This is a genomic window from Methylobacterium sp. 88A (assembly GCF_000376345.1).
Taxonomy (GTDB): Bacteria; Pseudomonadota; Alphaproteobacteria; order Rhizobiales; family Beijerinckiaceae; genus Methylobacterium; species Methylobacterium bullatum.
The window spans coordinates 877,205-899,441 of record NZ_AQVT01000001.1; the positions used below are offsets into that span (position 1 = coordinate 877,205).

At 68.1% G+C, this 22,237-nt stretch carries 21 protein-coding genes and 1 tRNA gene; 6 read left to right on the plus strand and 16 right to left on the minus strand.

What is annotated here, in order from left to right; translation table 11 throughout:
• Positions 1-96: 96 nt before the first annotated feature.
• A tRNA-Glu gene (locus A3OM_RS0104065) sits at positions 97-171 on the plus strand.
• 1,300 nt (positions 172-1,471) lie between these two features.
• Here A3OM_RS0104065 and A3OM_RS0104075 read toward each other — a convergent pair.
• Positions 1,472-2,257: a sigma-70 family RNA polymerase sigma factor gene (locus A3OM_RS0104075; RefSeq protein WP_245257755.1), complete on the minus strand. Its 786-nt coding sequence runs from the start codon at positions 2,255-2,257 to the stop codon at positions 1,472-1,474.
• A 245-nt stretch (positions 2,258-2,502) separates the two neighbouring features.
• Positions 2,503-3,894, minus strand: a complete 1,392-nt coding sequence (locus tag A3OM_RS0104080; protein WP_018042450.1) for a PLP-dependent aminotransferase family protein — start codon at positions 3,892-3,894, stop codon at positions 2,503-2,505.
• Between the two features lie 191 nt (positions 3,895-4,085).
• Between A3OM_RS0104080 and A3OM_RS0104085 the strand changes: the two genes are divergently transcribed.
• From A3OM_RS0104085 to A3OM_RS25035, 4 genes are all read left to right on the plus strand, one after another.
• Entirely contained in the window at positions 4,086-4,490 is a 405-nt protein-coding gene (locus tag A3OM_RS0104085; RefSeq protein WP_018042451.1) for a DUF983 domain-containing protein, read from the plus strand.
• Between the two features lie 93 nt (positions 4,491-4,583).
• A complete protein-coding gene (locus A3OM_RS0104090; RefSeq protein ID WP_026175696.1) occupies positions 4,584-6,002 on the plus strand; it encodes a cytochrome ubiquinol oxidase subunit I in 1,419 nt (472 codons plus the stop codon).
• Positions 6,003-6,012: 10 nt separating this feature from the next.
• Positions 6,013-7,020 carry a cytochrome d ubiquinol oxidase subunit II gene (gene cydB, locus A3OM_RS0104095; protein ID WP_018042453.1) on the plus strand — a complete coding sequence of 336 codons (1,008 nt, stop codon included), beginning with the start codon at positions 6,013-6,015 and terminating at the stop codon, positions 7,018-7,020.
• Positions 7,020-7,157, plus strand: a complete 138-nt coding sequence (locus tag A3OM_RS25035; RefSeq protein WP_081612622.1) for a DUF2474 domain-containing protein — start codon at positions 7,020-7,022, stop codon at positions 7,155-7,157. The genes cydB and A3OM_RS25035 overlap by 1 nt, the downstream gene beginning before the upstream one ends.
• 124 nt (positions 7,158-7,281) lie before the next feature.
• On the opposite strand, the gene A3OM_RS0104105 is transcribed toward A3OM_RS25035, so the two are convergent.
• Both A3OM_RS0104105 and A3OM_RS0104110 read right to left on the minus strand, forming a co-directional pair.
• Positions 7,282-8,493: a PHB depolymerase family esterase gene (locus tag A3OM_RS0104105; RefSeq protein ID WP_018042455.1), complete on the minus strand. Its 1,212-nt coding sequence runs from the start codon at positions 8,491-8,493 to the stop codon at positions 7,282-7,284.
• 62 nt (positions 8,494-8,555) lie between these two features.
• A complete protein-coding gene (locus tag A3OM_RS0104110; RefSeq protein ID WP_018042456.1) occupies positions 8,556-8,975 on the minus strand; it encodes a CopG family transcriptional regulator in 420 nt (139 codons plus the stop codon).
• Between the two features lie 316 nt (positions 8,976-9,291).
• Between A3OM_RS0104110 and A3OM_RS0104115 the strand changes: the two genes are divergently transcribed.
• Positions 9,292-10,083, plus strand: coding sequence for a DUF4239 domain-containing protein (locus A3OM_RS0104115; protein ID WP_018042457.1), 792 nt, complete (start codon positions 9,292-9,294; stop codon positions 10,081-10,083).
• A 29-nt stretch (positions 10,084-10,112) separates the two neighbouring features.
• On the opposite strand, the gene A3OM_RS0104120 is transcribed toward A3OM_RS0104115, so the two are convergent.
• The 12 genes from A3OM_RS0104120 to A3OM_RS0104175 all read right to left on the minus strand — a co-directional run bounded on the left by A3OM_RS0104120 (position 10,113) and on the right by A3OM_RS0104175 (position 22,224).
• Positions 10,113-10,310: a hypothetical protein gene (locus A3OM_RS0104120; RefSeq protein WP_018042458.1), complete on the minus strand. Its 198-nt coding sequence runs from the start codon at positions 10,308-10,310 to the stop codon at positions 10,113-10,115.
• Positions 10,311-10,394: 84 nt separating this feature from the next.
• Positions 10,395-11,612 (minus strand): alpha/beta hydrolase, encoded by a 1,218-nt coding sequence (locus A3OM_RS0104125; RefSeq protein WP_245257756.1) that lies wholly within the window; start codon positions 11,610-11,612, stop codon positions 10,395-10,397.
• Between the two features lie 159 nt (positions 11,613-11,771).
• Positions 11,772-12,122: a Rieske 2Fe-2S domain-containing protein gene (locus A3OM_RS0104130; RefSeq protein WP_018042460.1), complete on the minus strand. Its 351-nt coding sequence runs from the start codon at positions 12,120-12,122 to the stop codon at positions 11,772-11,774.
• Complete coding sequence (locus A3OM_RS0104135) at positions 12,094-12,798, minus strand: ABC transporter ATP-binding protein (RefSeq protein WP_018042461.1); 705 nt, start codon at positions 12,796-12,798, stop codon at positions 12,094-12,096. The genes A3OM_RS0104130 and A3OM_RS0104135 overlap by 29 nt, the downstream gene beginning before the upstream one ends.
• Entirely contained in the window at positions 12,791-13,606 is an 816-nt protein-coding gene (locus A3OM_RS0104140; RefSeq protein WP_018042462.1) for an ABC transporter ATP-binding protein, read from the minus strand. The genes A3OM_RS0104135 and A3OM_RS0104140 overlap by 8 nt, the downstream gene beginning before the upstream one ends.
• Entirely contained in the window at positions 13,603-14,640 is a 1,038-nt protein-coding gene (locus A3OM_RS0104145; RefSeq protein WP_018042463.1) for a branched-chain amino acid ABC transporter permease, read from the minus strand. Before A3OM_RS0104145 ends, A3OM_RS0104140 begins: the two co-directional genes overlap by 4 nt.
• Entirely contained in the window at positions 14,637-15,509 is an 873-nt protein-coding gene (locus A3OM_RS0104150) for a branched-chain amino acid ABC transporter permease (RefSeq protein ID WP_018042464.1), read from the minus strand. Before A3OM_RS0104150 ends, A3OM_RS0104145 begins: the two co-directional genes overlap by 4 nt.
• 179 nt (positions 15,510-15,688) lie before the next feature.
• Positions 15,689-16,840 carry an ABC transporter substrate-binding protein gene (locus A3OM_RS0104155; protein WP_018042465.1) on the minus strand — a complete coding sequence of 384 codons (1,152 nt, stop codon included), beginning with the start codon at positions 16,838-16,840 and terminating at the stop codon, positions 15,689-15,691.
• Positions 16,841-16,896: 56 nt separating this feature from the next.
• The gene (locus A3OM_RS0104160; protein ID WP_018042466.1) at positions 16,897-18,120 is read right to left on the minus strand and encodes a 2Fe-2S iron-sulfur cluster-binding protein; all 1,224 of its coding nucleotides are present in this window, start codon (positions 18,118-18,120) and stop codon (positions 16,897-16,899) included.
• Entirely contained in the window at positions 18,117-18,992 is an 876-nt protein-coding gene (locus tag A3OM_RS0104165) for an FAD binding domain-containing protein (protein ID WP_018042467.1), read from the minus strand. The genes A3OM_RS0104160 and A3OM_RS0104165 overlap by 4 nt, the downstream gene beginning before the upstream one ends.
• Positions 18,989-21,361 carry a xanthine dehydrogenase family protein molybdopterin-binding subunit gene (locus A3OM_RS0104170; RefSeq protein ID WP_018042468.1) on the minus strand — a complete coding sequence of 791 codons (2,373 nt, stop codon included), beginning with the start codon at positions 21,359-21,361 and terminating at the stop codon, positions 18,989-18,991. Before A3OM_RS0104170 ends, A3OM_RS0104165 begins: the two co-directional genes overlap by 4 nt.
• Entirely contained in the window at positions 21,358-22,224 is an 867-nt protein-coding gene (locus A3OM_RS0104175) for an alpha/beta hydrolase (protein ID WP_018042469.1), read from the minus strand. The genes A3OM_RS0104170 and A3OM_RS0104175 overlap by 4 nt, the downstream gene beginning before the upstream one ends.
• Positions 22,225-22,237 lie beyond the last annotated feature (13 nt).

Sequence of the window (22,237 nt, forward strand, 5' to 3'; positions counted from 1 at the left end):
AAGCGACCGCCATGCCGTTCGTCAAGCGTGAAACACCGCGAAACACCGGTTGCCCTGCCGGGAGAAGCCGCCTATAGAACCCTCGCTCTCGAGCAAGCGCCCTTCGTCTATCGGTTAGGACGTCAGCCTTTCACGCTGAAAAGGCGGGTTCGACTCCCGCAGGGCGCGCCATTAGGTTTCTTAGCCATTGCCTACGCTGAAATAGCGCGAAAATCAGTGCCTTAGCAGGCGCCGGTCATACAGTCCGGTGGTGCAAACCATTGATGGCATTGAGGTCATACCCCCTCCGCGAGAGGCTGGGCTCATACTACTTCTGCAGCGTGATTCCAGGGGACCCAAGGTCCTTCGTGCCACCCCATGGGCGGGGAAGGCAAACTGGAAGTTGAGCCTCAGGACGCCCCCTGGCCATCGCGGAGCAATTAGGCTCGCGCGTCCCAAGGGACTGTATGGCGCACTTCGCGGCTGTGGAGCGGCTCAAGCGCGGTGAGAGGCCTACCCTCCAAGTTGGGCAGTCGGTCATGCCCAAGGATGCGGAGATCGAGGCGGGCGAATTGGCGCGGCTCCTCACCGAGGACGATGCGGTGGCGGCCGGCCGCTGGTCTCCGGCAGGGCCACCGCCTCGCGTTTGAACTCTGGCGTGACACCGAAGGTGCAGCGAAGCAAACTCACGTCTCGTCTTGGCCATCAATCACCTTCCCTGCCCGCAAGGAGCGTATCAAAGGTGTCCGCGAAACCGGGGGAGGATCGGTATGCCGATGCTAACCCTTACGAACGGCCTCAAGAACGGTCGCCGAGTTGTACGCCGCGGTATACCCTTGCGGACGACAACGTGTCGCTACTGCCGGGCGAGCGGGCACGATCAACGTGGCAACGCCACTGTCGGCCCCTTTCGGTAAGAGCATGAGGCTGGATCACAGTTCCGCAATCGGTCAAATATAACAATCGCAAGTGCGACCAAGACCGCAAGGATTAAAATCTGCGTCTTACTATCCATCGCTCAGCCCCTCACGAATAGCGCGGCGATAGCATGGATCACGGTCGCTCCGCCTACCGGTGCTACAAAGAGGAGCAACACGTTCACCCCGATGATCCAGACCACCGCCCGCTCCTGGCCTCTGGTTAGCGGAGGCTTGCGAGCTGGCGGCTCCCACGATGGTTCTCTCGGCGGCTTCCAACCTTCGTCCACGAACATGAGGCGACCTCATCCGGGCCGAGACCGCATGACCTCGCGGCTGGCACGGAGATGGTAGGGCTCGTCGGTGGGCCGGCGCAATCATTCGCATGACGGGACGGGGCAGGGGCCATCAGGTTCGGCCCGAGGGAAACCCGGCGGCGGGCATAGGGGGGACATGCTGATCCGCCGGTGCGAGTATGACCTTGCCAAAAGGTATCCGCCGACATCAGCGATGATGTTCAGGGTGAAGTGCCGGTCGACGGCGGCTCATCGATTCGACGTCCAGCCCTATCGATGTCAGGCGCCGAGGCCGACCTGCATGGCGGCGGGTTCGAGACTGTCGGCGGCGATCTGGCCCAAGGGCGCCTTCGGGCGCACCTCCATCCCGAGGAATCCGACCAGGGACGAGCGCGCGCGGCTCACACGGCTCTTCATCGTGCCGACCTGACAGCCGATGAGTTCCGCGGCGGCCTCGTAGGTCATCCCCTGCGCCGCGACGAGAATCAGGGCCTCCCGCTGAGACGGCGGCAGCTTGCCGAGATGCTGCCAGACCCGCTTGAGGTCGCTGCTCGCCTCCTGGGATGCCGGCGCGGCCACCTGCGCCGCCATGGCGCCATCCGCGTCCTCGACCTCCCGTTTCCGCTTGCGACACTCCGTATAGAAGTGGTTTCGCAGGATGGTGCAGAGCCAGGCCATCAGATTGCTGCCAGGCTCGAACCGATGCCGGTTCTGCCAGGCTCTCAGAAGCGTCTCCTGCACGAGATCGTCCGCCATCGCCGGGTTGATGGCGAGCGACAGGGCGAAGGCCCTCAAACCCGGCAGAGCCGTGAGCAGATCGGCGCTGAAGGCGGCATAGGCGGCGTCGCCGCGCCCGGCGGATGCGTGCGTGAGCCGGGCAATCAGATCCAACAAAGCCGGCGGCTGATCTTCCGCGACGATGCAAGCGTAGACCGCCCTCAGTTCGGCCCCCAGATGCACGCGCACCGCCTCCGGTATCCCTCCCTTGGCGGGGCGCTCCAAGGACTGACCATCAGCCTCGGCCGGTTGCGGTGATTGCGCCATTCCCGGTTTGCGAACGTCCATCCATCCCCCCTCGGCAGTCGGCACGCCGTGCGCGCCGGGCTCATTGGGCAATGCCAACGGGAGCTTTTGGCAAATGAAAGCTGAACACAGGCTAAAGGAATTCTAAACTGAGGGTGAAATCGTATCGCCCGATGTCGAGGGAGACCCTACCGAGGCTGAATGCCAAGCTTTGCTGTATTCATCCCGGATGCAGGGTGACCAGACACGCTCACTGGGGATCGAGGCTGCCGGGTCCCGCTCTTCCCTCACACGACGCTCGAAATGGCACCGGGCGGGTGTGCCAGCAGGGTCGCCAGAAGGCCGAGGCCGTATCGCAGGGCCTCGCTGTCGGGCGCGGCGCCGAGAGAGACGCGGATCGCGTCGGGGGCCGGACCGACGGCGAAGGCATCGCTCTGGATCACCGACACCCCGAGCTGGCGCGCATGCGCCCCGAACTCGCCCCGCCGCCACGGCGCCGGGAGCGGGAGCCAGAGATGGTGCCCGCAGGGATGAGCGTGGACTTCAAGGCCGACGAGCGCCTCCCGCGCCACGACCTGACGGCGGCCATTCTCGCGCCTGATGGACCCGACGATCGCGTCGAGGTCTCCGTGGGTGATCCAGTGGGAGGCGAGGGCGGCGGCCAGCGGTGAGGCCATCATGCTGATGGCGCGCAGCTCGGCCGCGACACGGACCGCTTCGTTCGTGCCAGGCACGACGACATAGGCGATGCGCAAGCCCGGAGTGACGCATTTGGACAGGGTCGCCACATGCCAGGTGATGTCGCCGGCCAAAGCCGCGAACGGGGCCGGAGCGTCCGGCGGCAGGGCGCCGTAGGCGTCGTCCTCGATGATCGCGACCCCGTGGGAGCGGGCGATCTCGGCGATCCGCTCGCGACGGGCCAGCGGGAGCGTCGCCGTCGTCGGGTTGTCGAGGGTCGGCACCAGGTAGAGGGCGCGCGGCCTCTCGGCCCGGCAGCGCTCGAGGAAGGAATCGGGGTCGATGCCGTCACTATCGGTCGCGACGGGAAGCAACCGGGCTCCGCGTCGCTCGGCCGCCATCCGCAGGCCCGGATAGGTCAGGGCGGGAACGCAGAGCGCGTCGCCGGGCCTGAGCAGCACGGCGAGAACGGCCGAGAGGGCGGCCTGCGCCCCGCCGGCCACGATGACCCGCTGGACCGGCACGGGACCCAGCCGGCGAGCGAGCCAAGTCGACGCAGCCGCGCGATCCGCCAGATTGCCGGCGCTGTCCTGATACTGCATGCGGTCGAGGAAGCCCGGCGAGGCGGAAAGCCGCGCCAGACCCGCCTCCATGCGCTCGGCGAGCCGCGCCTCCGCCGGCTGGGGCGGCATGTTCATGCTGAAATCGACGCTCGCCGATGGGTCCGGCGCCCTGACCTTCGCCAGCGGCGACGCGGCGGCGCGAACGAAGCTGCCTCGCCCGGCCGAGGCATCGATCAGCCCGGCCCTCCGCGCTTCGTTGAACGCCCGCGTGACGGTGGTGAGATCGACGTCGAGATGCTTTGCCAAGCTGCGCTGCGGCGGCAGCCGCATGCCGGGGGCGAGGCGCCCGGTGCGAATGTCGTCCGCCAGGACCCGGACGATGGCCAGATATTTCGGCCCGGCCTCGTCCAGGATTGTAGGGCTCCACGATTCCATCATTGACCCTACATCACGCAAAGTTGTATGCATACATCGAACAGAGGCGCAGGCTTCCCAGCCCATAAGCCGCCAGCAGCACCATAAGCTGTAAGGCAATGTATGGATTTTTGTACCATACAATCTGTAGCCCGCAAACCTGAGCCGCTGCCGATCGAGTGCGGGACGTGAGCCAACATCAAGGAACCTCGACCATGGACGGAACGACGGATCGATCCCTGTTGTCGGTTGGCCTGCGCTGCCGATGCCCGCGCTGCGGCGAGGGGCGGCTGTTCGATGGCTTCATCACCTTGAAGCCGGCATGCGAGGCCTGCGGCCTCGATTACGGCTTCGCCGATCCGGCGGACGGCCCCGCCTTCTTCATCATGATGTCGATGGCATTTCCCGTCACCGCCTTCGGGATCTGGCTGGAACTGACTTACGATCCGCCACTCTGGATCCATGCGGTGCTCACGCTCCCTCTGCTTCTCCTGGCCTGCGTGCCGATCATCCGCCCGCTCAAGGGGCTCTTCATCGCGAGCCAGTACATCAACAAGGCCGAGGAAGGCCGCTTCGCGGTCCGGGCCGTGCCGAAGGCCGGGCCGGAAGCCGGGCGTTGAGCGCAGCGACGCAATGGGGCAGGGTTCGTCGACGAGACTGCGCTGCCGAGTCGTTTTCCTGCCCGTTCCCAACGACCATTCAGGTTGATCGACATGCTGTCGGACGTTGACGCCCTCCTGCTCGCGAGAATCCAGTTCGGTTTCACGGTGGCCTTTCACATCGTGTTCCCGGCGTTTTCCATCGGGCTCGCCAGCTTTCTCGCAGTGCTGGAGGGGCTCTGGCTGGCGACGGGCCGTCAGGTCTTCCTCGATCTGTTCAAATACTGGATCAAGATTTTCGCCATTGCCTTCGCCATGGGCGTCGTGTCCGGGCTGGTCATGTCCTACCAGTTCGGCACGAACTGGTCGGTCTTCTCCGACAAGACCGGGCCGGTGCTCGGCCCGCTGATGGCCTACGAGGTGCTCTCGGCCTTCTTCCTCGAAGCCGGCTTCCTCGGCGTGATGCTGTTCGGCATGTCCAGGGTCGGGCCGAAGCTGCATTTCTTCGCCACCCTCATGGTGGCGATCGGCACCTTCTTCTCGGCCTTCTGGATCCTGTCGGTGAATTCCTGGATGCAGACGCCGCAGGGCTACGGCATCAATGAAGCCGGCCAGTTCATCCCGGAGGATTGGTGGGCGATCGTCTTCAATCCCTCCTTCCCATACCGTCTCGTCCACATGGTGCTGGCCGCCTACCTCACGACATCCCTCGTGGTCGGGGCGGTGGGCGCCTGGCACCTGCTGCGCGACCGCTACAATCTCGGGGCGCGGACGATGTTCTCGATGGCCATGTGGATGGCCGCCATCGTCGCGCCGCTGCAGATCCTGGCCGGCGACGCCCATGGGCTGAACACCCTCGAGCACCAGCCCGCCAAGGTCATGGCGATGGAGGGGCATTACGAGAGCCATCCGGACGGGGCGCCGCTGATCCTGTTCGGCCTGCCGAACCAGGCGGAAGGCCGGGTCGATTACCAGATCTCCATCCCGAAACTGTCCTCGCTGATCCTCAAACACGGGTGGAACGAGCCGCTGAAGGGGCTCGACACGGTGGACCGGAAGAACTGGCCGCCGGTTCCGGTGGTGTTCTGGTCCTTCCGCGTGATGATCGGCCTCGGCATGCTGATGCTGCTGCTCGGCGTCTCCAGCCTGTATGCGCGCTACAGGAAGGCGCTCTACGAATGGACGCTCCTGCACCGCTTCGCCATCGCCATGGGGCCGGCCGGCTTCGTCGCCGTGGTGGCGGGCTGGATCACCACGGAGGTGGGGCGGCAGCCCTTCACGGTCTACGGCCTGCTGCGCACGGCGGAATCGGCGTCTCCCCTCTCGGCGCCGGCCGTGGGCTCCTCTCTCGTAGCCTTCGTGCTGATCTATTTCGCGGTGTTCGGCATGGGCATCCTCTACATCCTGCGCCTGATGGCGAAATCCCCGCATCTCGGCGAGCACGGGATCGAGCCCGGTGTTCCGATCCGCACCGCGGGCATCACGCCCGCACCCTCGGTCGATCCCGGCCGCTCCCTCCATCCGGCCGAGTGAGGATTCCGCCATGCTCGCGAGCATCGACCTGACCGTCGTCTGGGCCTTCATCATCGCCTTCGCGGTCTTCGCCTATATCGTGATGGACGGCTTCGATCTCGGTCTCGGAATCCTGTTCCCGGCGTTCCGACCGGGGCAGGAGCGGGACACCGCCATGAACTCCGTGGCCCCGGTCTGGGACGGCAACGAGACCTGGCTGGTCCTGGGCGGAGGAGGCCTGTTCGCCGCCTTTCCACTCGCCTACGCGGTGATCATGCCGGCCCTCTATGCGCCGATCATCGCCATGCTGCTGGGCCTGATCTTCCGGGGCGTCGCGTTCGAGTTCCGGTGGCGCGACCCCGGCCACCGGGCCCTGTGGGACATCGCCTTCACCGGCGGATCGGTGGTGGCCACCTTCGCGCAGGGCGTCGCCCTCGGTGCGCTGCTGCAGGGCATCGAGGTCCAAGGCCGTGCCTATGCCGGCGGCTGGTGGGACTGGCTGTCTCCCTTCAGCGTGCTCGTCGGAATCGGCCTGGTCTGCGGCTATGCGCTCCTGGGGGCGACCTGGCTCGTCATGCGCACGGAAGGATCGCTGCAGGAACGCGCCCGCTCGCTGTCCCTGTGGCTCGGCGCGGCGACGATCGCGGCCGTGGCGGCGGTGAGCGCGGCGACGCCGTTCCTGAAGGGACAATACTGGGAGCGCTGGTTCTCGATGCCGAACGTGCTGCTCACGGCGCAGGTGCCGATCCTGGTCGCCGTCGCCTCGTTCCTGTTCTTCCGCCTGCTGCGGAAGGGGGCCGAGACCGCGCCGTTTCTCCTGGCCCTCGGTCTGTTCCTGCTCTCCTTCGCCGGGCTCGGCATCAGCATCTTCCCGGATATCGTGCCCGGCCGCATCACTATCTGGGAAGCCGCCTCGCCGCATGCGAGCCAGGTCTTCCTCCTGGCCGGCGCGTCCGTGCTGATCCCCATCATCCTGGCCTATACCGCCTATTCGTACTGGGTCTTTCGCGGAAAGGTCGATGAGGCGGGGTACCATTGATGGAGCCCGCCGCGTTTCGCCGAAACCCATCGCCGTTGTGGCGGCGTCTGCTCTGGTTCGCGGCGATCTGGGCGGCCAGCATCGTCGCCCTCGGGATCGTCTCATTCGGTCTTCGCGCCTGGCTGAAGGCCGGTTAGTACCGGGCGGCCGAGAGCGTCCCGCCGGGAGTCTCTTTCGTCCCGTCCTACGGAACGGTCTCCCGAACGACGGGTCCTGCGAAGACCTTCGACGCAGTCCGAAGAGCCCCGCAGGTCGAAGCGGTCACGACGAACGGTTCGCGTGCGTCATGAAGAACCGCACCATCTCCCGGCTGGCATCGGGGCCGCGCGGATCGGTGTAGGTTCCGTCGCTGCTTCCGCCGGACCAGGCATGTCCGGCGCCGTGAAGCGCCCAATGTTCGAGCATGGCGCGCCCGGACGCATCCGTCCGGACCGTACGGGTGAAGCCCATCCCACCCTCGGTCGTCCCTTGGGTCGCCGTGCGCGCGAGCGAAACGCCCGGCATCGCGAGGGCGATGACCTGTTCGCCGTTGACCGGCTTCACCGTCTTGTCGGCATCCCCGTGGAAGACGATGGTCGGCACGCCCGGACCGTTCTGCGACGCCTTGAAAGTACCGCCCCCATTCATGGCGGCGAAGGCGGAGGGCATGTCGCTGGCCGCCCCGCACGGCAGCCCGGAATGGACGCCGACCGCCGCGAAGACATCCGGATAAGTCGCCGCCATGATCGCCGCCGCCGCCCCGCCGGCCGACAGGCCCGCCGCATAGACCCGGCTCGAATCGGCGGAGAACTCCTTCACCACCTCCAGGGCGATGCCGGCGATCAGCGAAGGTTCGCCGCGGCCTCGCTGCTGGTCACCGGCGTTGAACCAGTTCCAGCACTTCTGCATGTTGGCCGATTGCGGCTGGCCGGGATAGGCCACGAGGAACGTCTGCTCCTCGGCGAGTGCGTTCATGCGGGTTCCGGCGGCGAAATCGTCCGGGTTCTGGGTGCAGCCATGCAGCATGACGACGACGGGAAGGGCCTGGCCCCGGTAGCCGCTGGGGACATAGACCTTGTAGGCCCGGCTGCCCGCCTCGTTGCCGAAGCTCCGCTCCTCGAACCGCGCCCCTTCCGGCACGGCGACGGTGGCGCCCCTCGCCGATCCGATGCCCTGTCCGAGGTCGGGCATCGCGCCCATCTTGGGGAAACGTTCGCGCAGGGTCTGGATCGTCTCCGCGAGTCCCGGCCGTGCGAAGGCGGTTTTCGCCGTGCTCGCCGCCCCATCGGCGGACGTGCGGTCGGTGGCGGGCGCGGTCCAGGCCCCGCCGGACATCGTGGGCGCCACCATGTCGATGGTCCCGGCAGCAGCGTGGGGGCCGGTCGGTGTCGACGGAACAGGCCGTCCCTGGAGCAGGGCCATCGCCTCGCTCAACTGGCCCGCGCGGGTGAGACGGGTCACCTCACCCATGTCGATGGTCGAGAAAGCGGTCATGGTCACGATCCTGGATGGGGTGGCGGCACGGAACGTCGTTCCGCACGGGTCATGGCGAATGGTCAGGCGATGCGGTCGGCCAAGGCCGCCTTGACTTCGGGACTGGCCTGGAAGGCCCCGAGAACCTGCACCGAGGCGATGGCCTGTCGGGCCAGCTCCGGCGTCACATCGAACGCGATGCTGGCAAGGCCGAGCACCTGAATGTGCAGCGGCGTCCCCGCATCCCTGGCGGCTTCGAGATCGCGGACGCTGTAGTGGGACAGCCCGAGACTGAGCTGCTTGCGGGCGACCGATTGCTTCACCGCGTCGCCCTGACGGTCGAGCTGATTGCGCACGGCCGTGCGGATGAAGTCGGCACGGTTGGCATAGAACCCGTCCCGAACCAGGAGGTCGATCTGGCCGAGATCGACGAAGCCGAGATTGAGGGTCAGCTTCTCGCTGTCGGGCGCTTTGGGACGAAGCTCACGAACCGTATCCGACATCGAAAACCATCCCCATACCATCTCGTTGGATGGTCTGTAGATGGTACGCCGCAGTACGAGCGCAAGTGCCGGCGTGGAATCGGGGTACGCGAATGAGGGAATTGGGGCGAGCGCCACGCGGTGGGCCCGTCACTCACAATGAGGTGGCCCTTCGGATCGCGGGCACCGGGCGTGTTGCGTTGCATTCCAAAGGCGCGCGGTGCTTCGTGCGCCCCTGCGGGTGACGGCGGGCATCGTCGTCCGCAATCTGGAACGACGCATGCGTCCTCGCTCGCGCAGCCCTCATCACGGCCGCCGCCACCGGCCCGGATCACCCATGATGCTCACGTTCTGGCTCGACCAGCCGATCTGGCTGATCTTCGGGATCCTTGCGCTTCTCGTCTCGGCCTGGTGCCTGATCCTGATGCTGCTCACCAACACGAAGCGGACGCGTCCCGTCGTCGTGGCGGTGGCGACCGGGATCGCCCCCGCCTTCGTGGGTGTCCTGTCGGTACTGCTGTCGCTCCTGATGGGATTCGTCGCCAACGATGCGTGGGAGCGCCAGAGGCAAGCCTCCCGCGTCGTCCAGACGGAGAGCGCTCAGGCGCGGGCCGTGTTCAACCTGAGCCGGTCCGTGTCGAAGGATCTACCGGATATCCGCATGATGCTGGCGGAGTACATCGAGGCCATCGTGGTCGAGGAATGGCCGGCGATGGCCAATGGCGGAAAGGCATCATCGAAGGCGGATCAGGCCTTCGGCCGGCTGCTCCAGGCCGTGGTGGCGCCGAATTTCGACATCGTCGTGGGCCGAGCCAATCACTCCGCTCTCCTGGCCGCCACCCTCGCCCTGCAGACCGCCCGGAGCGAACGGCTCGCCCTCAGCGAGGTGGAGGGGGACGACAGCAAGTGGGCGACCCTGCTCGCGCTCCTGGCCCTGACCCTGCTGGTCATCGCCGCGATCCACACCGAACGACCCGCGTCGCAGGCAATGACATTGACCGTCTTCGGTCTGGCGATGGTGATCACGCTGGGAGTCGTGGCGATGCATGAACGCCCCTTCGACGGACCGCTGGCGATCCGTCCGTCATTGCTGGAACAGGTCCGCACGGTCATCGACTCGGGCAGCTGAGAACCTCGCTCCCCACGATGAGTGCGGACCTACCGCAGGGTCGGGGACTCGCCGGCATGAAGGGCGCGTCCCTCATCGGGACCGCTGACGGCGTTCAGGCGCTCGAGATGCTCGAAGACATGCGCGAAAGCTTGCGTGACGGCCTGCTCGAACGATCCGTCACCCTTGCCCTGTGCGGTTTTCAGGGCGGCCAGGAGAGCCTGATGTTTCTCGGTGTCGCTCGACATGGCGGTCTCCTCGGCCGGGCGGAATGCCGGCTCGTGAGGGCAAGCGCGGGGAGCGGGGTCGGGTTCCCATGCGGCCGGGGGCGGTCAGAGATCGGATCTGGGATCGGTCTTGCCGCCGGCTCCCGCGATGGGGCCACCGAGCGTCGCCTTGAACCAGGCGACGACCCGATCGATCACGGGCTGCTGAAACCAGGGCAGGTCGCCGTGGCCCGCTCCCTCGACCAGCACATACTCCGCCTTGTTGCCCTTCGCCCGCAGGGCTTCGAACAACTGCTTGCTCTGCACCGGCGAGACGAGCGTGTCGGCAGTGCCGTGCATGATCAGGAAGGGCGGCTCATCGGCGCCGAGATGACCCATGGGACTTGCCGCCAGCGCCTTGGCAGGATCGGCCGAGATCGAAGCACCGGCGAAGTCGCGAAAGGCCGGTCCGTTGACCAAGAGCGCTTCGGTCACCGCAGGCGATTGGTGCATGAGTTGAACCGCCGGAGAAAATCCCTCGCCGATATTGAGAAGGTTCGAGATGCCGTAAAGGGTCACCGCCGCCTGCACATCGGAGGACTGATCGAGATGATCGCCCTTGTCGAAGGCTTTCTCTCCACCGGTGACGCCGACCATCTGCGAGAGATAGCCGCCGGCGGAATCGCCGAGCACGCCGATCCGGGCCGGGTCGATGCCGTATTCGGCCGCATGAGCCCGCAGGTAGCGCACGGCCGCCTTGCCGTCCTGCACCAGAGCCGGGAACCTGTCGGGGACGACGCGATACTCGGCGGCGGCGACGACGAAGCCGGCCGCGGCCAATGCCGAGCGCATTTCGAAGTATTTCTCATGGTCGGCAGAGGTAAATCCGCCACCTGGGAAATAGACGATCGCAGGCTTCTTGTCGTTGGTGCGTGGCACGAGAAGCGACATACGCAATTGTCTGACCGCACGCATCGATCGGATCTGGGAATAGATCACACCGCTGATCTGGTCGACCTGGCTTCGGCTTCCTTCGACGCGAACGACCTGAGCCCCCTCGGAATAACCGGGCCGTTGCGCGTCATTCGCCGATGCCTGCTGAGAAAGCCCACTCACAGCCATGACGCCTCCCAAGCAGAGAGCCCGGATCAGTCGCATAGGATGCCCCTTTGTCGGTCGAGATGACATGACCCTACACCAAGAACCGGTCAGGTCATGTGTCAGCCGCACGGCGTGGCTCCCTGGCCGTTCGTCCGAGCCACATGATGACCGTCCGGTGGTCGGCACCGCAACCGTCGCGGACGGCGACATCGGCGAACATGTCAACAGCGGCGGGCCGAGCATGAAGATCCTCCCGCGACCGAAGCGCTTCTTAGGACGCAGAACCGATGACCACTTTTGCGAAACCCGCCCAGCCAATCCCGGCCAGCGCAACGGCATCACCTTGGCCGGAGACCTGTCAGAACCCAGTGTTTCGTCACCCGCCCGCCCTGTTCGGCCCTCTCATCGACTGGCATCGATCAGGATCTGGATATCCACCCCCTCCTTGCGGGTCGGGTAGGTGCGAAGAGCACGAAAGGACCATCCCGCCGAGACGGCACCGTTCGCGAGCGCGAACCATGCCAGGTGCCGCGGGCAGAACAGGCGCCCTCCGGAGCAATGGCCCAGGGCGAGATCCGCCCCCTCATGCGGGCAGGCCCGTTCCGCGGCGAAGATCCCGTCGCCATCCTGCACGAGGACGAGATGACGGCCCGCCACGAAGACCGGGATGATCGCATTGCCGGCGAGCGCGTCGATACGGCAGACGTGAACCCAGCGCCCGCTGTCAGCCGCCGAGATAGGCTTGGCGCACATGAGGATCTGCGATCAACGTCGAGCCTGTTCCCGCCAGCACAATCCGGCCGGTCTCCAAGAGGTAGGCATAGTCGCAGAGTTCCAGGGCCGCGAAGGCGTTCTGCTCCACCAGAAGGACCGTGGTGCCGGTGTCGCAGATCGCCCGGATGACGGCGAACATGCGCTCGACGATGTTGGGGGCAAGGCCCAGGGAGGGCTCGTCGAACAGGACGAGCCGGGGACGGGACATCAGAGCGCGGCCGATCGCCAGCATCTGCTGCTCGCCCCCCGAAAGGGTGCCGGCGGCTTGGTGCTTGCGCTCGGCGAGGCGCGGGAACTCGCCGTAGATGCGTGCGAGATCGGCGGACACCCCGGCCGGATCGCGCCGCAGGTAGGCGCCCATGGCGAGGTTCTCCGCGACGCTCATTTGCGGAAAGACCCGCCGCCCCTCCGGGCAATGGGCGATGCCCTGGGCCAGCACCTTGCGCGGGTCGGTGCCGGTGATGTCCCGGCCGGCGAAGTGGATGCTGCCCGAGCGCGCCGGAATGAGCCCCGACACCGCCCGGAGCGTCGTCGACTTGCCGGCGCCGTTGGCCCCCACCAGGGCCACGAGCTGCCCTTCGTCCACCTTGAGCGAGAGCCCCTTCAGGGCCGTCACCGCGCCGTAGCCGCAGACGAGATCCCGGATCTCAAGCATCGATCGTCTCCCTGGCGGCCTGGGCGGCTTCGCGGGCGGCACTGCCCTGGCCGAGATAGGCTTCGATCACGGTCGGATCGGATCGGATCGCCGCCGGCGGCCCCTCGGCGATGAGGCGGCCGTAATTCAGCACCACGATCCGGTCGGAGACCTCCATGACCATCGGCATGTCGTGCTCGACGAGGAGGACGGTGACGCCGCGCTCGCGGATCGAGCGGATCAGGCGCACGAAGACCTGGGTCTCGGAGGCGTTCATGCCGGAAACCGGTTCGTCGAGGAGCAGCATGGCGGGCTCCGTGGCCAGCGCCAGCGCGACCCCGACGAGGCGCTGCTCGCCATAGGCCAGGGACCCGGCCTTGTCCTGGGCCCGGCCGGAGAGCCCGACCCAGTCGAGGAGTTCACGGGTCCGGTCCCGGAGAGCCGCCTCACCGGCGCGGTCCCGCCCGAGCAGCGTATCGACCAGCCGCGCGCGGCCCCGCCGATGCAGGCCGATCATCACGTTGTCGAACACGGTGTCGTCGGGGAACACGCTCGTGCGCTGGAACGTCCGACTCAGGCCGAGACGGACGATCTCATGTGGCTGCAACCCCTGGAGGCTGGTGCCGCGGAACCGGACCTGCCCCTGGCTGGGCTTCAGGAAGCCGGTCATCACGTTGAAGGCCGTCGTCTTGCCGGCCCCGTTCGGGCCGATCAGGCTGACGATCTCGCCGGGATGGACGTCGAAATGCAGGTCGGCGATGGCGACGAGGCCGCCGAAGCGCACGCCGACATGGTCCACCGAGAGCATGGGAGCGCGGATCTCGCTCATGGCCTGGCCTCCACGGGCATCCGGGCGGGTGCGCCACCGGGCGCGTGACGGCGCATGGCGAGGCGGGCGAGGCCCGGGACGATGCCCCGGGGCATGACGAACTGGATCACGATCAGCACGAGGCCGAACACCATCCACTGCGCCTCCGGCACCATGACCGGCCTCAGGGCGACGGGGAGCAGGCCGAAGATCAGGCCACCGACGATGGGGCCGAGCAGCGTGCCCTTTCCGCCGCCCACCACCATGATGACCATGGTCACCGTGGTGGAGAACAGGAACACGTCGGGGTCGATGATGCGTAGGTAATGGGCGTAGAGGCTGCCGGCCGCCCCCGCCATCGCCGCCGAGATCACTGCCGCGAGGGTCAAGGTGCGGGTGGCGTTGATGCCCACCGAGAGGGCCAGGGACTCGTTCTCCTTCAGGCCCCGCATGGCCCGGCCGAAGCGCGAACGCACGAGGCGGGCGATGAGGGCGTAGCAGAGCGTGCCGACCACGAGGACGAGGTAGTAGTTCTGCAGCTTCGTCCGCAGGGTGGTCGTGCCAAGGCCGGGTACCCAGAAGCTGAACGGCGGGATGCCCGTCAGCGCCAGGGGACCCTGCGTCAGCTCCACCCAGTTGAGGGCGACGAGCCGCACAACTTCGGCGAAGGAGATCGTCACGATGACGAAATAGGCGCCCCGCACCCGGAAGGAGAGGCGCCCGACGAGGTAGCCGCAGGCGGCCGTCGCCAGCACGGCGAGGCCGAAGCCCACCACAGGCGGCCAGGGCTCGTGTACGATGCGAAGGCCCCAGAGCAGTTCCACGTCGAAGCCGAGGCTCGTGAGGGCGCTGACATAGGCGCCGATGCCGAAGAAGGCGATGTGCCCGAGGCTGAGCTGCCCGGTGAAGCCGAGCAACAGGTTGAGGCTCATGGCCGCGATGGTGACGATGCCCGTCGTGATCAGCGCGTTGAGCAGGTAGGGGTTGTGGCCCAGCGCGAAGGGCAGGGCGGCCAGCGCCGCCAGGATGGCGAGAGCGGGGAGGTGCCGGGTCATCCGATGCGCTCCGCCTTGGCGAAGAGGCCCGTCGGCTTGAAGATCAGCACCGCGATGATGATCAGGAAGCCCATGGCGTCCCGGTAGCCCGACGAGATGTAGCCGGCGCCCAGCTCCTCGGCCAGCGCCAGGATGAAGCCGCCGATGGCCGCCCCGGTGACGTTGCCGAGCCCACCCAGGATGACGATGGCGAAAGCCTTCAACTCGGCCATGCCGCCCATCTGCGGGAACACCACGTAGACCGGCCCGAGGAGGGCACCGGCCGCCGCCGCGAGGCTGGAGCCGAGAGCGAAAGTCGCGGTGTAGACGAGCCGCACGTTGACCCCCATCAGCGAGGCGGTGTCGTGGTCCTGGAAGGTGGCCCGCATGGCGAGCCCGAGGCGGGTCCGGTTGATGAGCCAGTAGGTCAGGCCGATCAGCGCGAGGGCCGCGCCCAGCACGAACAGCCGCAACCACGACACCGAGACGGGTCCGAGTTGAAGGGGCGCATCCGGGAAAGGGGTCGGGATCGATTTGGCGACACCGCCGAACAGCCAGAGCGTGCCCGATTGCAGGACGATGCCGGCCCCGATCATCACCAGCATGGTCGTGTCCATGTCCGCGCCGCGCAACGGCCGCAGCAGCACGAGGTCGAGGATTGCGCCGAGCACGAGGCCGCCGAGGATCGCGGTCGGCAGGGCGGCGAAGAAGCCGAGCCCGAGGGCGGTGACGGCGAGGTACATGACGTAGGCGCCCACCGTGTAGAGCGCCCCGTGGGTGAAGTTCACCACGTTCATGATCCCGAAGATCAGGGTCAGCCCGATGCCGAGCAGGGCATAGGTTCCCCCCAGGACCAAGGTATTGAGGAGGTGCTGCAGGAATTCGGTCATCGAGGCCTCGCCTGTAAGCAGGTGATACGGTCGTCGGCTGAGCGTCAGTGCAGAGTCAGCAAGCTTGGCGCGGCTCCCTCTCCTAGAAGAAGAGGGAGCATGTTCCGCTCGTGACACCGGAGGCGAACACACGGATCAGAGAAACCCGGAGCCCCGGCCGCCGGAAGGCATGCGCGCGGCTAGAGCGTCGGCACCACGACTTTTCCGCCGTCGATCTTGACGAGGTAGACGTCGGGCTTGCTCTGGCCGCTCTCGGACCCGGCCGGGCCGGCCCTGGCGAAGCGGATCTGTCCGTTGAGGCCGGTGAAATCCACTGACCAGAAGCCCTTCTTGATCGAGGCCGCATCGGCGGCGCCGCCCTTCTCGATGGCCGCCGCGATGGCGCGGATGCCGTCGTAGCCGCGAAAGCTCTCGGTGACGCCGGCGAACTCGAAGCCGCGCTTCTTCCACTCGCCGATGAAATAGGCGGTGGCCGCCGGGTTCGGGGTCTTCTCCGGATACCAGGGCAGGAAGGTGGTGAGATGCATCGTCCCCTCGGCGGCAGCGCCAGCCTGGGCGATGATCTGATCGGGGTTCTGGGAGCCGCCGGTGGTGATGATCCGCTTCTTGAGGCCGAGCGCCGCCATCTGCTTGAACAGGAGCGTCAGCTGATCGACGGCGGCCGTAATCATGATCGTGTCGGCATCCGTGCCCTTCAGCTTGGACAATTGGGCGCTCATGTCCTGCGCGCCCTGGTCCATCGTCTCCACGAGGCCGACGGTGACGCCCTTGACCTTGAGCATCTTGCCGAAATCGGCCGCCGCCCCCCGGCCCCAGTCGTTGTTGATGGCGAGGAAATCGACCTTCTTCAGGCCGAGCTTTTCGACCATCGGCGCGAAGGCCTCGGCTTCCAGGGCCGAGGGCGGCGAGATGCGGAAGACATAGGGGTTGCCCGAGGTGGTGATCTTGCCGGACGACGAGGTCTCCACCAGCATCGCGGTCTCGTAATCGGCGAGCTTGGGCATCACCGCGAGGGTCAGGCTGGACCCCCAGGCGCCCATCAGCACCGGGGTCTTGTCGCTGGTGATGAGTTTTTCGGCCACCGCCGCCGCTTCTGTGGGGTTGCTCTTGTTGTCCTCGACGACGAGTTCGAGCTTCTTGCCCAGCACGCCACCCTTGGCGTTGATCTCGTCGGCGGCGATCCTGGCGCCATTGACCACGTAGGTGCCCGACGCCGCGAAGGGACCGGTGAGGGGCTCGTTGACGCCGATTCGGATGGCCTGCGCGTGGGCCACCCCCGCCGACAGGACGAAGGCGAGGGTCAGAACGGGGATCGTGTGGCTGCGCGTCATGGTGGTCTCCGGTCTTTGGCAGTATCGCGGGCAGGATCGCGGGGAGGAGGCGACGGTCAGGGACGGCGGCCCCATGCGGCGAGGCGCCGGCGCAGGGAGGTCGTCAGCATCGTGAGGAGCAGGCGCAGGGGGTTCAGGCCCGTGGCCGCCGGGGCCGGGGCACCCGAGAGCCGGGCTTCGAGGTTCGCGGCGAACTCCGCCCCGAGGCGTCCGGCGAGGTCGCGCACGAGCCCCGGCCGCCCGAACTGCGCCAGCGGTCCCTTGAGGGTGTAGCCGACGGCGAGATCGATCCGGGCGGTACCGGGGGTCTCGCCCGGTCCGACGCGGTAGCGGATCTCACCCTGCGTGGCGGAGCGTCCGCCCGCGTCGCTGCCCGCGCCGAGGATGCGTCCCGTGCGGTCCGCCTCATCGCGAAAGATCCGGGCGCGACCGCGAAAGCGCGCGGCGATCGGCCCGATCCGCACTTCAAGCGCGCCCTCGACGGCGTCCGGAGTCGGCTGGCCCGTCAGCATGGCGCCGGGCAGGCAGGCGGCCACGGCCTCGACGTCGCCGAACAAGGCGAAAACGGTGTCGGGCGGGTGCGCCACGGTGAAGGCCTGATCGAACCGGTGGGCGGGCACGAAATCGCCGTCGAGATCGGCGATCGACGGCGCGGCCTCGGCCTGCGCGACGGGCCGCAGGGGCGTGCGGGCCGCCTCCGATGCCGGGCCGGATGGCGTGCCGAGGCGCGCGCCGACGGGGCCGAGGCCGCGCTGTCCGCCGGTCGTCGGCCCGATGCCGCGGGCGCGGCGCTCGGCGATGACGCTACGGACCGCCCGGACGATGCCGACATAACCGGTGCAGCGGCACAGGTTGCCCGAGAGGCCAGCGCGGATGCGGCGCTCGTCGGCGTCCGGCAGGCGCAGGACGAGATCGCGGGCGGCGATGAGCATGCCGGGCGTGCAGTAGCCGCACTGGAGGGCGTGCTCGCGGTTGAAGGCGGCGCGCAGTTCTCCGGCGACGGGGTCGTCGTCGAGCCCTTCGATGGTGGTCACCTCGGCGCCCGCGCAGGCGCCGGAGAAGGTCAGGCAGGCCCGCGCCGGCTCGCCGTCGAGGAGCACCGTGCAGGCGCCGCAGATTCCGTGCTCGCAGCCGAGATGGGTTCCGGTGAGGTCGAGGGTGTCGCGCAGGACGTCGGCGAGATGGGTGCGCGGCTCGGCCCGAAGGCTCCTCACCCGGCCGTTGACGGTGAGGGCGAGGGGCGGGCTCTCGTCGCGGAGGGCGAACGATGCGGTGCTCATGCGGCCTCGCCGACTGTGCGTGTGAGGGAGGGCGGCGCGGCAGCCGCCTGCGCGATGGCGCGCGCCAGAACGGTGACGTGGACGTGGCGGTCGACGGCGTCGGTCATCCCGGCCCCGCGCAGGCGCGCATCGGCGGCCCGTGCATCGAAGCGTTCGGCGAAGTCGGGGCCGATCCGGCCGCCGAACAGCTCGGAGGCGTCCGGCAGCACGAGGGGCGCACGCTCGATGGCGCCGATCACCACGCGGCCGCGCCTGGCATGAGGCTCGATCCGCACGGCCCCGATGGCGTAGGCGAACTCGCCGATCTTGGAGCAATGCTTGACGTAGCCCCAGGCGGTACCGGGAGGGAGGGCGGGAATCCGCACGGCGACCAGCATTTCGCCGGGCGCCAGGGCCACGTCGAGGGCGCCGGTGACGAAGTCCTCCAGGGCCAGCCGGCGGCGGCCGGAGGCCGAGGCCAGTTCGACTTCGGCGCCGAGGGCGATCAGCGACGTGACCCAGTCGGCGGCCGGATCGGCATGGACGAGGGAGCCGCCGATGGTGCCGCGATTGCGCACCGGCCGGTAGGCGATGGCCATCGCCACCCGCGCCATGGCGCCGCCCGTGAGGTCGGGAATGCGCCCGTCCTCGATATCCGCGTGGGTAATGCAGGCACCCACCACCAGGGTCTCGCCCTCGACGGACGCCCGGCGCAGCTCGGGGATGCCCGTGATGTCGAGGACGAGGTCGGGCTCCACGAGGCGCAGGTTCAGCATCGGTCCGAGGGATTGCCCCCCGGCCATCAGCTTCACGCTGCGCTCGGCGGTGGCGAGCCGGGCGAGCAGGGCGGGCAGATCGCCGGGGCGCTCATAGGCGAAGCGGGCGGGCTTCATGCGGCCTCCCGGCTGCGGGCAGTGGCCGCGTCACGGGCCTCCAAGACGGCCTCGACGATTCGATGCTGGCTCACCGGCGCATGCAGCATCGCCACACCGAGGGGGCGCAGGGCGTCGTTGATGGCGTTGGCGAGCGCGGCCGGGGGCGCGATGGCCCCGCCCTCGCCGATCCCCTTCACGCCGAACTGCGTGTAGGGGGAGGGGGTCTCCATGTGGTCGATGCGAGGTTCGGGCACCTCCGCCGGCCCCGGCAGGAGGTAGTCGGCGAAGGTGGAGGCCAGCGGCTGGCCCCGAGAATCGAAGCGCATCTCCTCGTAGAGGGCCGTGCCGATGCCCTGCGCGAGGCCGCCATAGATCTGGCCGTCCACCACCAGCGGGTTCACGAGGGTGCCGCCATCCTCGACGATCACGTAGTCGAGGATTTCCACCGCCCCTAAATCGGGGTCCACGGCGACGAGGGCCGCATGGGCCGCGTAGGAGAAGGTGCCGGAATCGCGTTGCGGCTTGTAACCGGCGGTGACTTCGAGACCGCCCGGATCGACGTCGAGGGCGAGATCCTGCGGGCGCCGGTACCAGGTGTGGGCGATCTGGGCGAGGCCGACATCGCCCGAGGGGCCGATGACGCGGCCCGCCTCGAAGCGGCAGTCCGCCGGGTCGGCCTGGAGTAGGTGCGCCCCGATGCGGAGCGCCCGCAAGCTGAGTTCGCGGCAGGCCGCCGCCACGGCGCCGCCCGCCATCACCATGACGCGCGAACCCCAGGAGCCGGTGGAATAGGGCGTCATTGCGGTGTCGCCATGAACGAGGCGCGTGTGGGCCACCGGCACGCCGAGGATTTCGTGCGCCACCTGCGCCAGGGTCGTCTCCAATCCCTGCCCGTGGGAGTGGGCGCCGATCCGGAGCTCGAGACCGCCATCGGGAGTGAGGCGCGCACCCGCCTGCTCGTGGCCCGGCACCATGGGGATGCCCCAGCCGGAATAGACCGAGGTGCCATGCGCCGCCTGCTCGCAATAGATCGAAAGCCCGAGGCCGATGCGGCGCCCGTCGGGCTCTGGTGTCCGCTGGCGCGCCCTTACGGCGTCGACGTCGATGGCGGCGAGGGCGCGTCTCAACGCCTGCGGGTAGTCGCCGCTGTCGAAATGCTTGGCGGTGATGTTGTCGAAGGGCATCTGCTCGGCCCGCACGAGGTTCTTCTCGCGCACCGTCCAGGGTTCGATGCCCGCCTCGGCCGCCACCGCGTCGAGGATCAGTTCCATGGCGAAGCACACGCCGGTCCGGGCGACCCCGCGATAGGGCAGGATCGGGCATTTGTTGGTGGCCACCGACCAGGTCCGGCAGCGATAGGCCGGGAAGTCGTAGGGGCCGGGCAGGATGCTGGCCACCTGCGCGGCCTCCAGGCAGGCGGAGAACGGGTAGGCCGAGTAGGCACCGGAATCGACCGTGGCCTCGCAATCGATGCCCCGGAGGGTGCCGTCCCGCTCCGCATAGGCGGTGATGCGGTAATGGTGCTCGCGGCAATTGGCGTTGGCCGTGAGGTGCTCGCGCCGGTCCTCCAGCCAGCGCACAGGATGGCCGACGCGGAGCGCCAGCCAGGCGAGGCAGACATCCTCGGCGAGCAGGATCGCCTTGTAGCCGAAGCCGCCGCCCACATCGGGCGAGACGATGCGCAGGCGCCCCTGCTCGATCCCGAGACATTCGGAGAGGCCGTTGCGCACGATGTGCGGCATCTGGCTCGCCGTGTGGACCACGAGCTGGTCCATGCGGTGGTCGAGATGCACCACCGTGCCCCGCCCCTCGATGGGCGCCATGCACTGGCGTCCGGTGGAGATGGTGCGCGAGACCTTGATCGGAGCGTCGAGCGCCGAAGTGAAATTCACATCGACCAGGGTCTCAAGAAAGACGTTGTCGCCCCAATGCTCGTGGACCAGGGCGGAGCCGGGCTCGCGGGCGGCGAGCATGTCGTGCACGGCCGGCAACTCTTCGAGGTCGAGGACGATGGCGGCGGCGATGTCTTCGGCTTGCGCCCGCGTCGGCGCGAGGCAGATCGCCAGCAATTCCCCGACCTGCCGGACCTTGTCCTTGGCGAGGACCGGCTGCTCGGAGACCTTGAAGCCGGCGAGCCCCGAGACGGCCCGGATCGGCTGCACGCCCGCGAGGTCGGCCGCCGTGAACACTTGCCCGCGAAACGCGTCAGGTACGTGGATCGCCCGGATGCGGGCATGTGCCAGGGGGCTGCGGACGAAGGCCACGTCCTGCAGGCCGGGCAGGCGCAGGTCGCCGACATAGTGCCCGCGCCCGCGCATCAGGCGGTCGTCTTCCTTGCGGGGCAGGCGGGCGCCGACGCCCTCGGTGAGGCCGTTCGCGTCGCTCATGCGTGTCTCCCCTCGATGAGGTCGATCGCGGCGCGCACCAGCACGCCGCCGGGACGACGCAGTTCGTTCAAGATCGAGAAGTGTTCGGCCCCCGCGACGGGGACGAGTGGCCCCGGCGCGTGGTGGGCGCTACGCAGGGCGTGGAAGTCGCGGGCATCGTGGACGAGGGCTGGGCGCTCGGCTGTGCCGTAGGCGATGGCCAAGGGCTTTCCCACCACCGGCAGGCGCAAGGGCGACAAGGCCGCGACCTCAGCGTCCGTGAGTGAGAGGGCATCGTTCAGGCCGGTGTCACGGATGGGCCCGAGTTCGTAGACGCCCGAAATCGCGAGCCCCGCCACAACGGCCGGATGATGGAGCTGCATCGCCGCGAGATGCGCCCCCGCCGACCAGCCGGCGATCACCAAGGGACCGGCAACGCCGTGCGCCGGCCCGTGCTCGGCCAGCCAGTCGAGGCACAAGCCGATCTCCTCGACGATCCGGGTCAGGCTCGCCTCGGGGGCGAGGGTGTGGCCCGGCATCGCCACGGACCAGCCGGCGGCGGCGGGGCCTTCGGCGAAGCAGGCGAACAGGTCACGGGAATTGCGCTGCCAGTAGCCGCCATGGATGAAGACGAGACAGGGCGCCGCCGGGTTTTTCGCCGGATAGAGGTCGAGGGCCGTGCGCGGCGCCGGCGCGTAAGGGATGTCGAGGGCGCCCGGATGCGCGGCGCGGTAGGCGGCGGAGGCCGCGTTCCGCACAGCGGCCTGGGCGGCGGCATCGGGTACCGCCGCGTTGTTGTCGTATGCAGCATCGCGCGCCGCCCGGTCGAGGCGGGACCAATCGTGCCGGGGGTCGGGCGGCAGCGGGGACGGATCGGCCCTCATGCGGTCGTCTCCT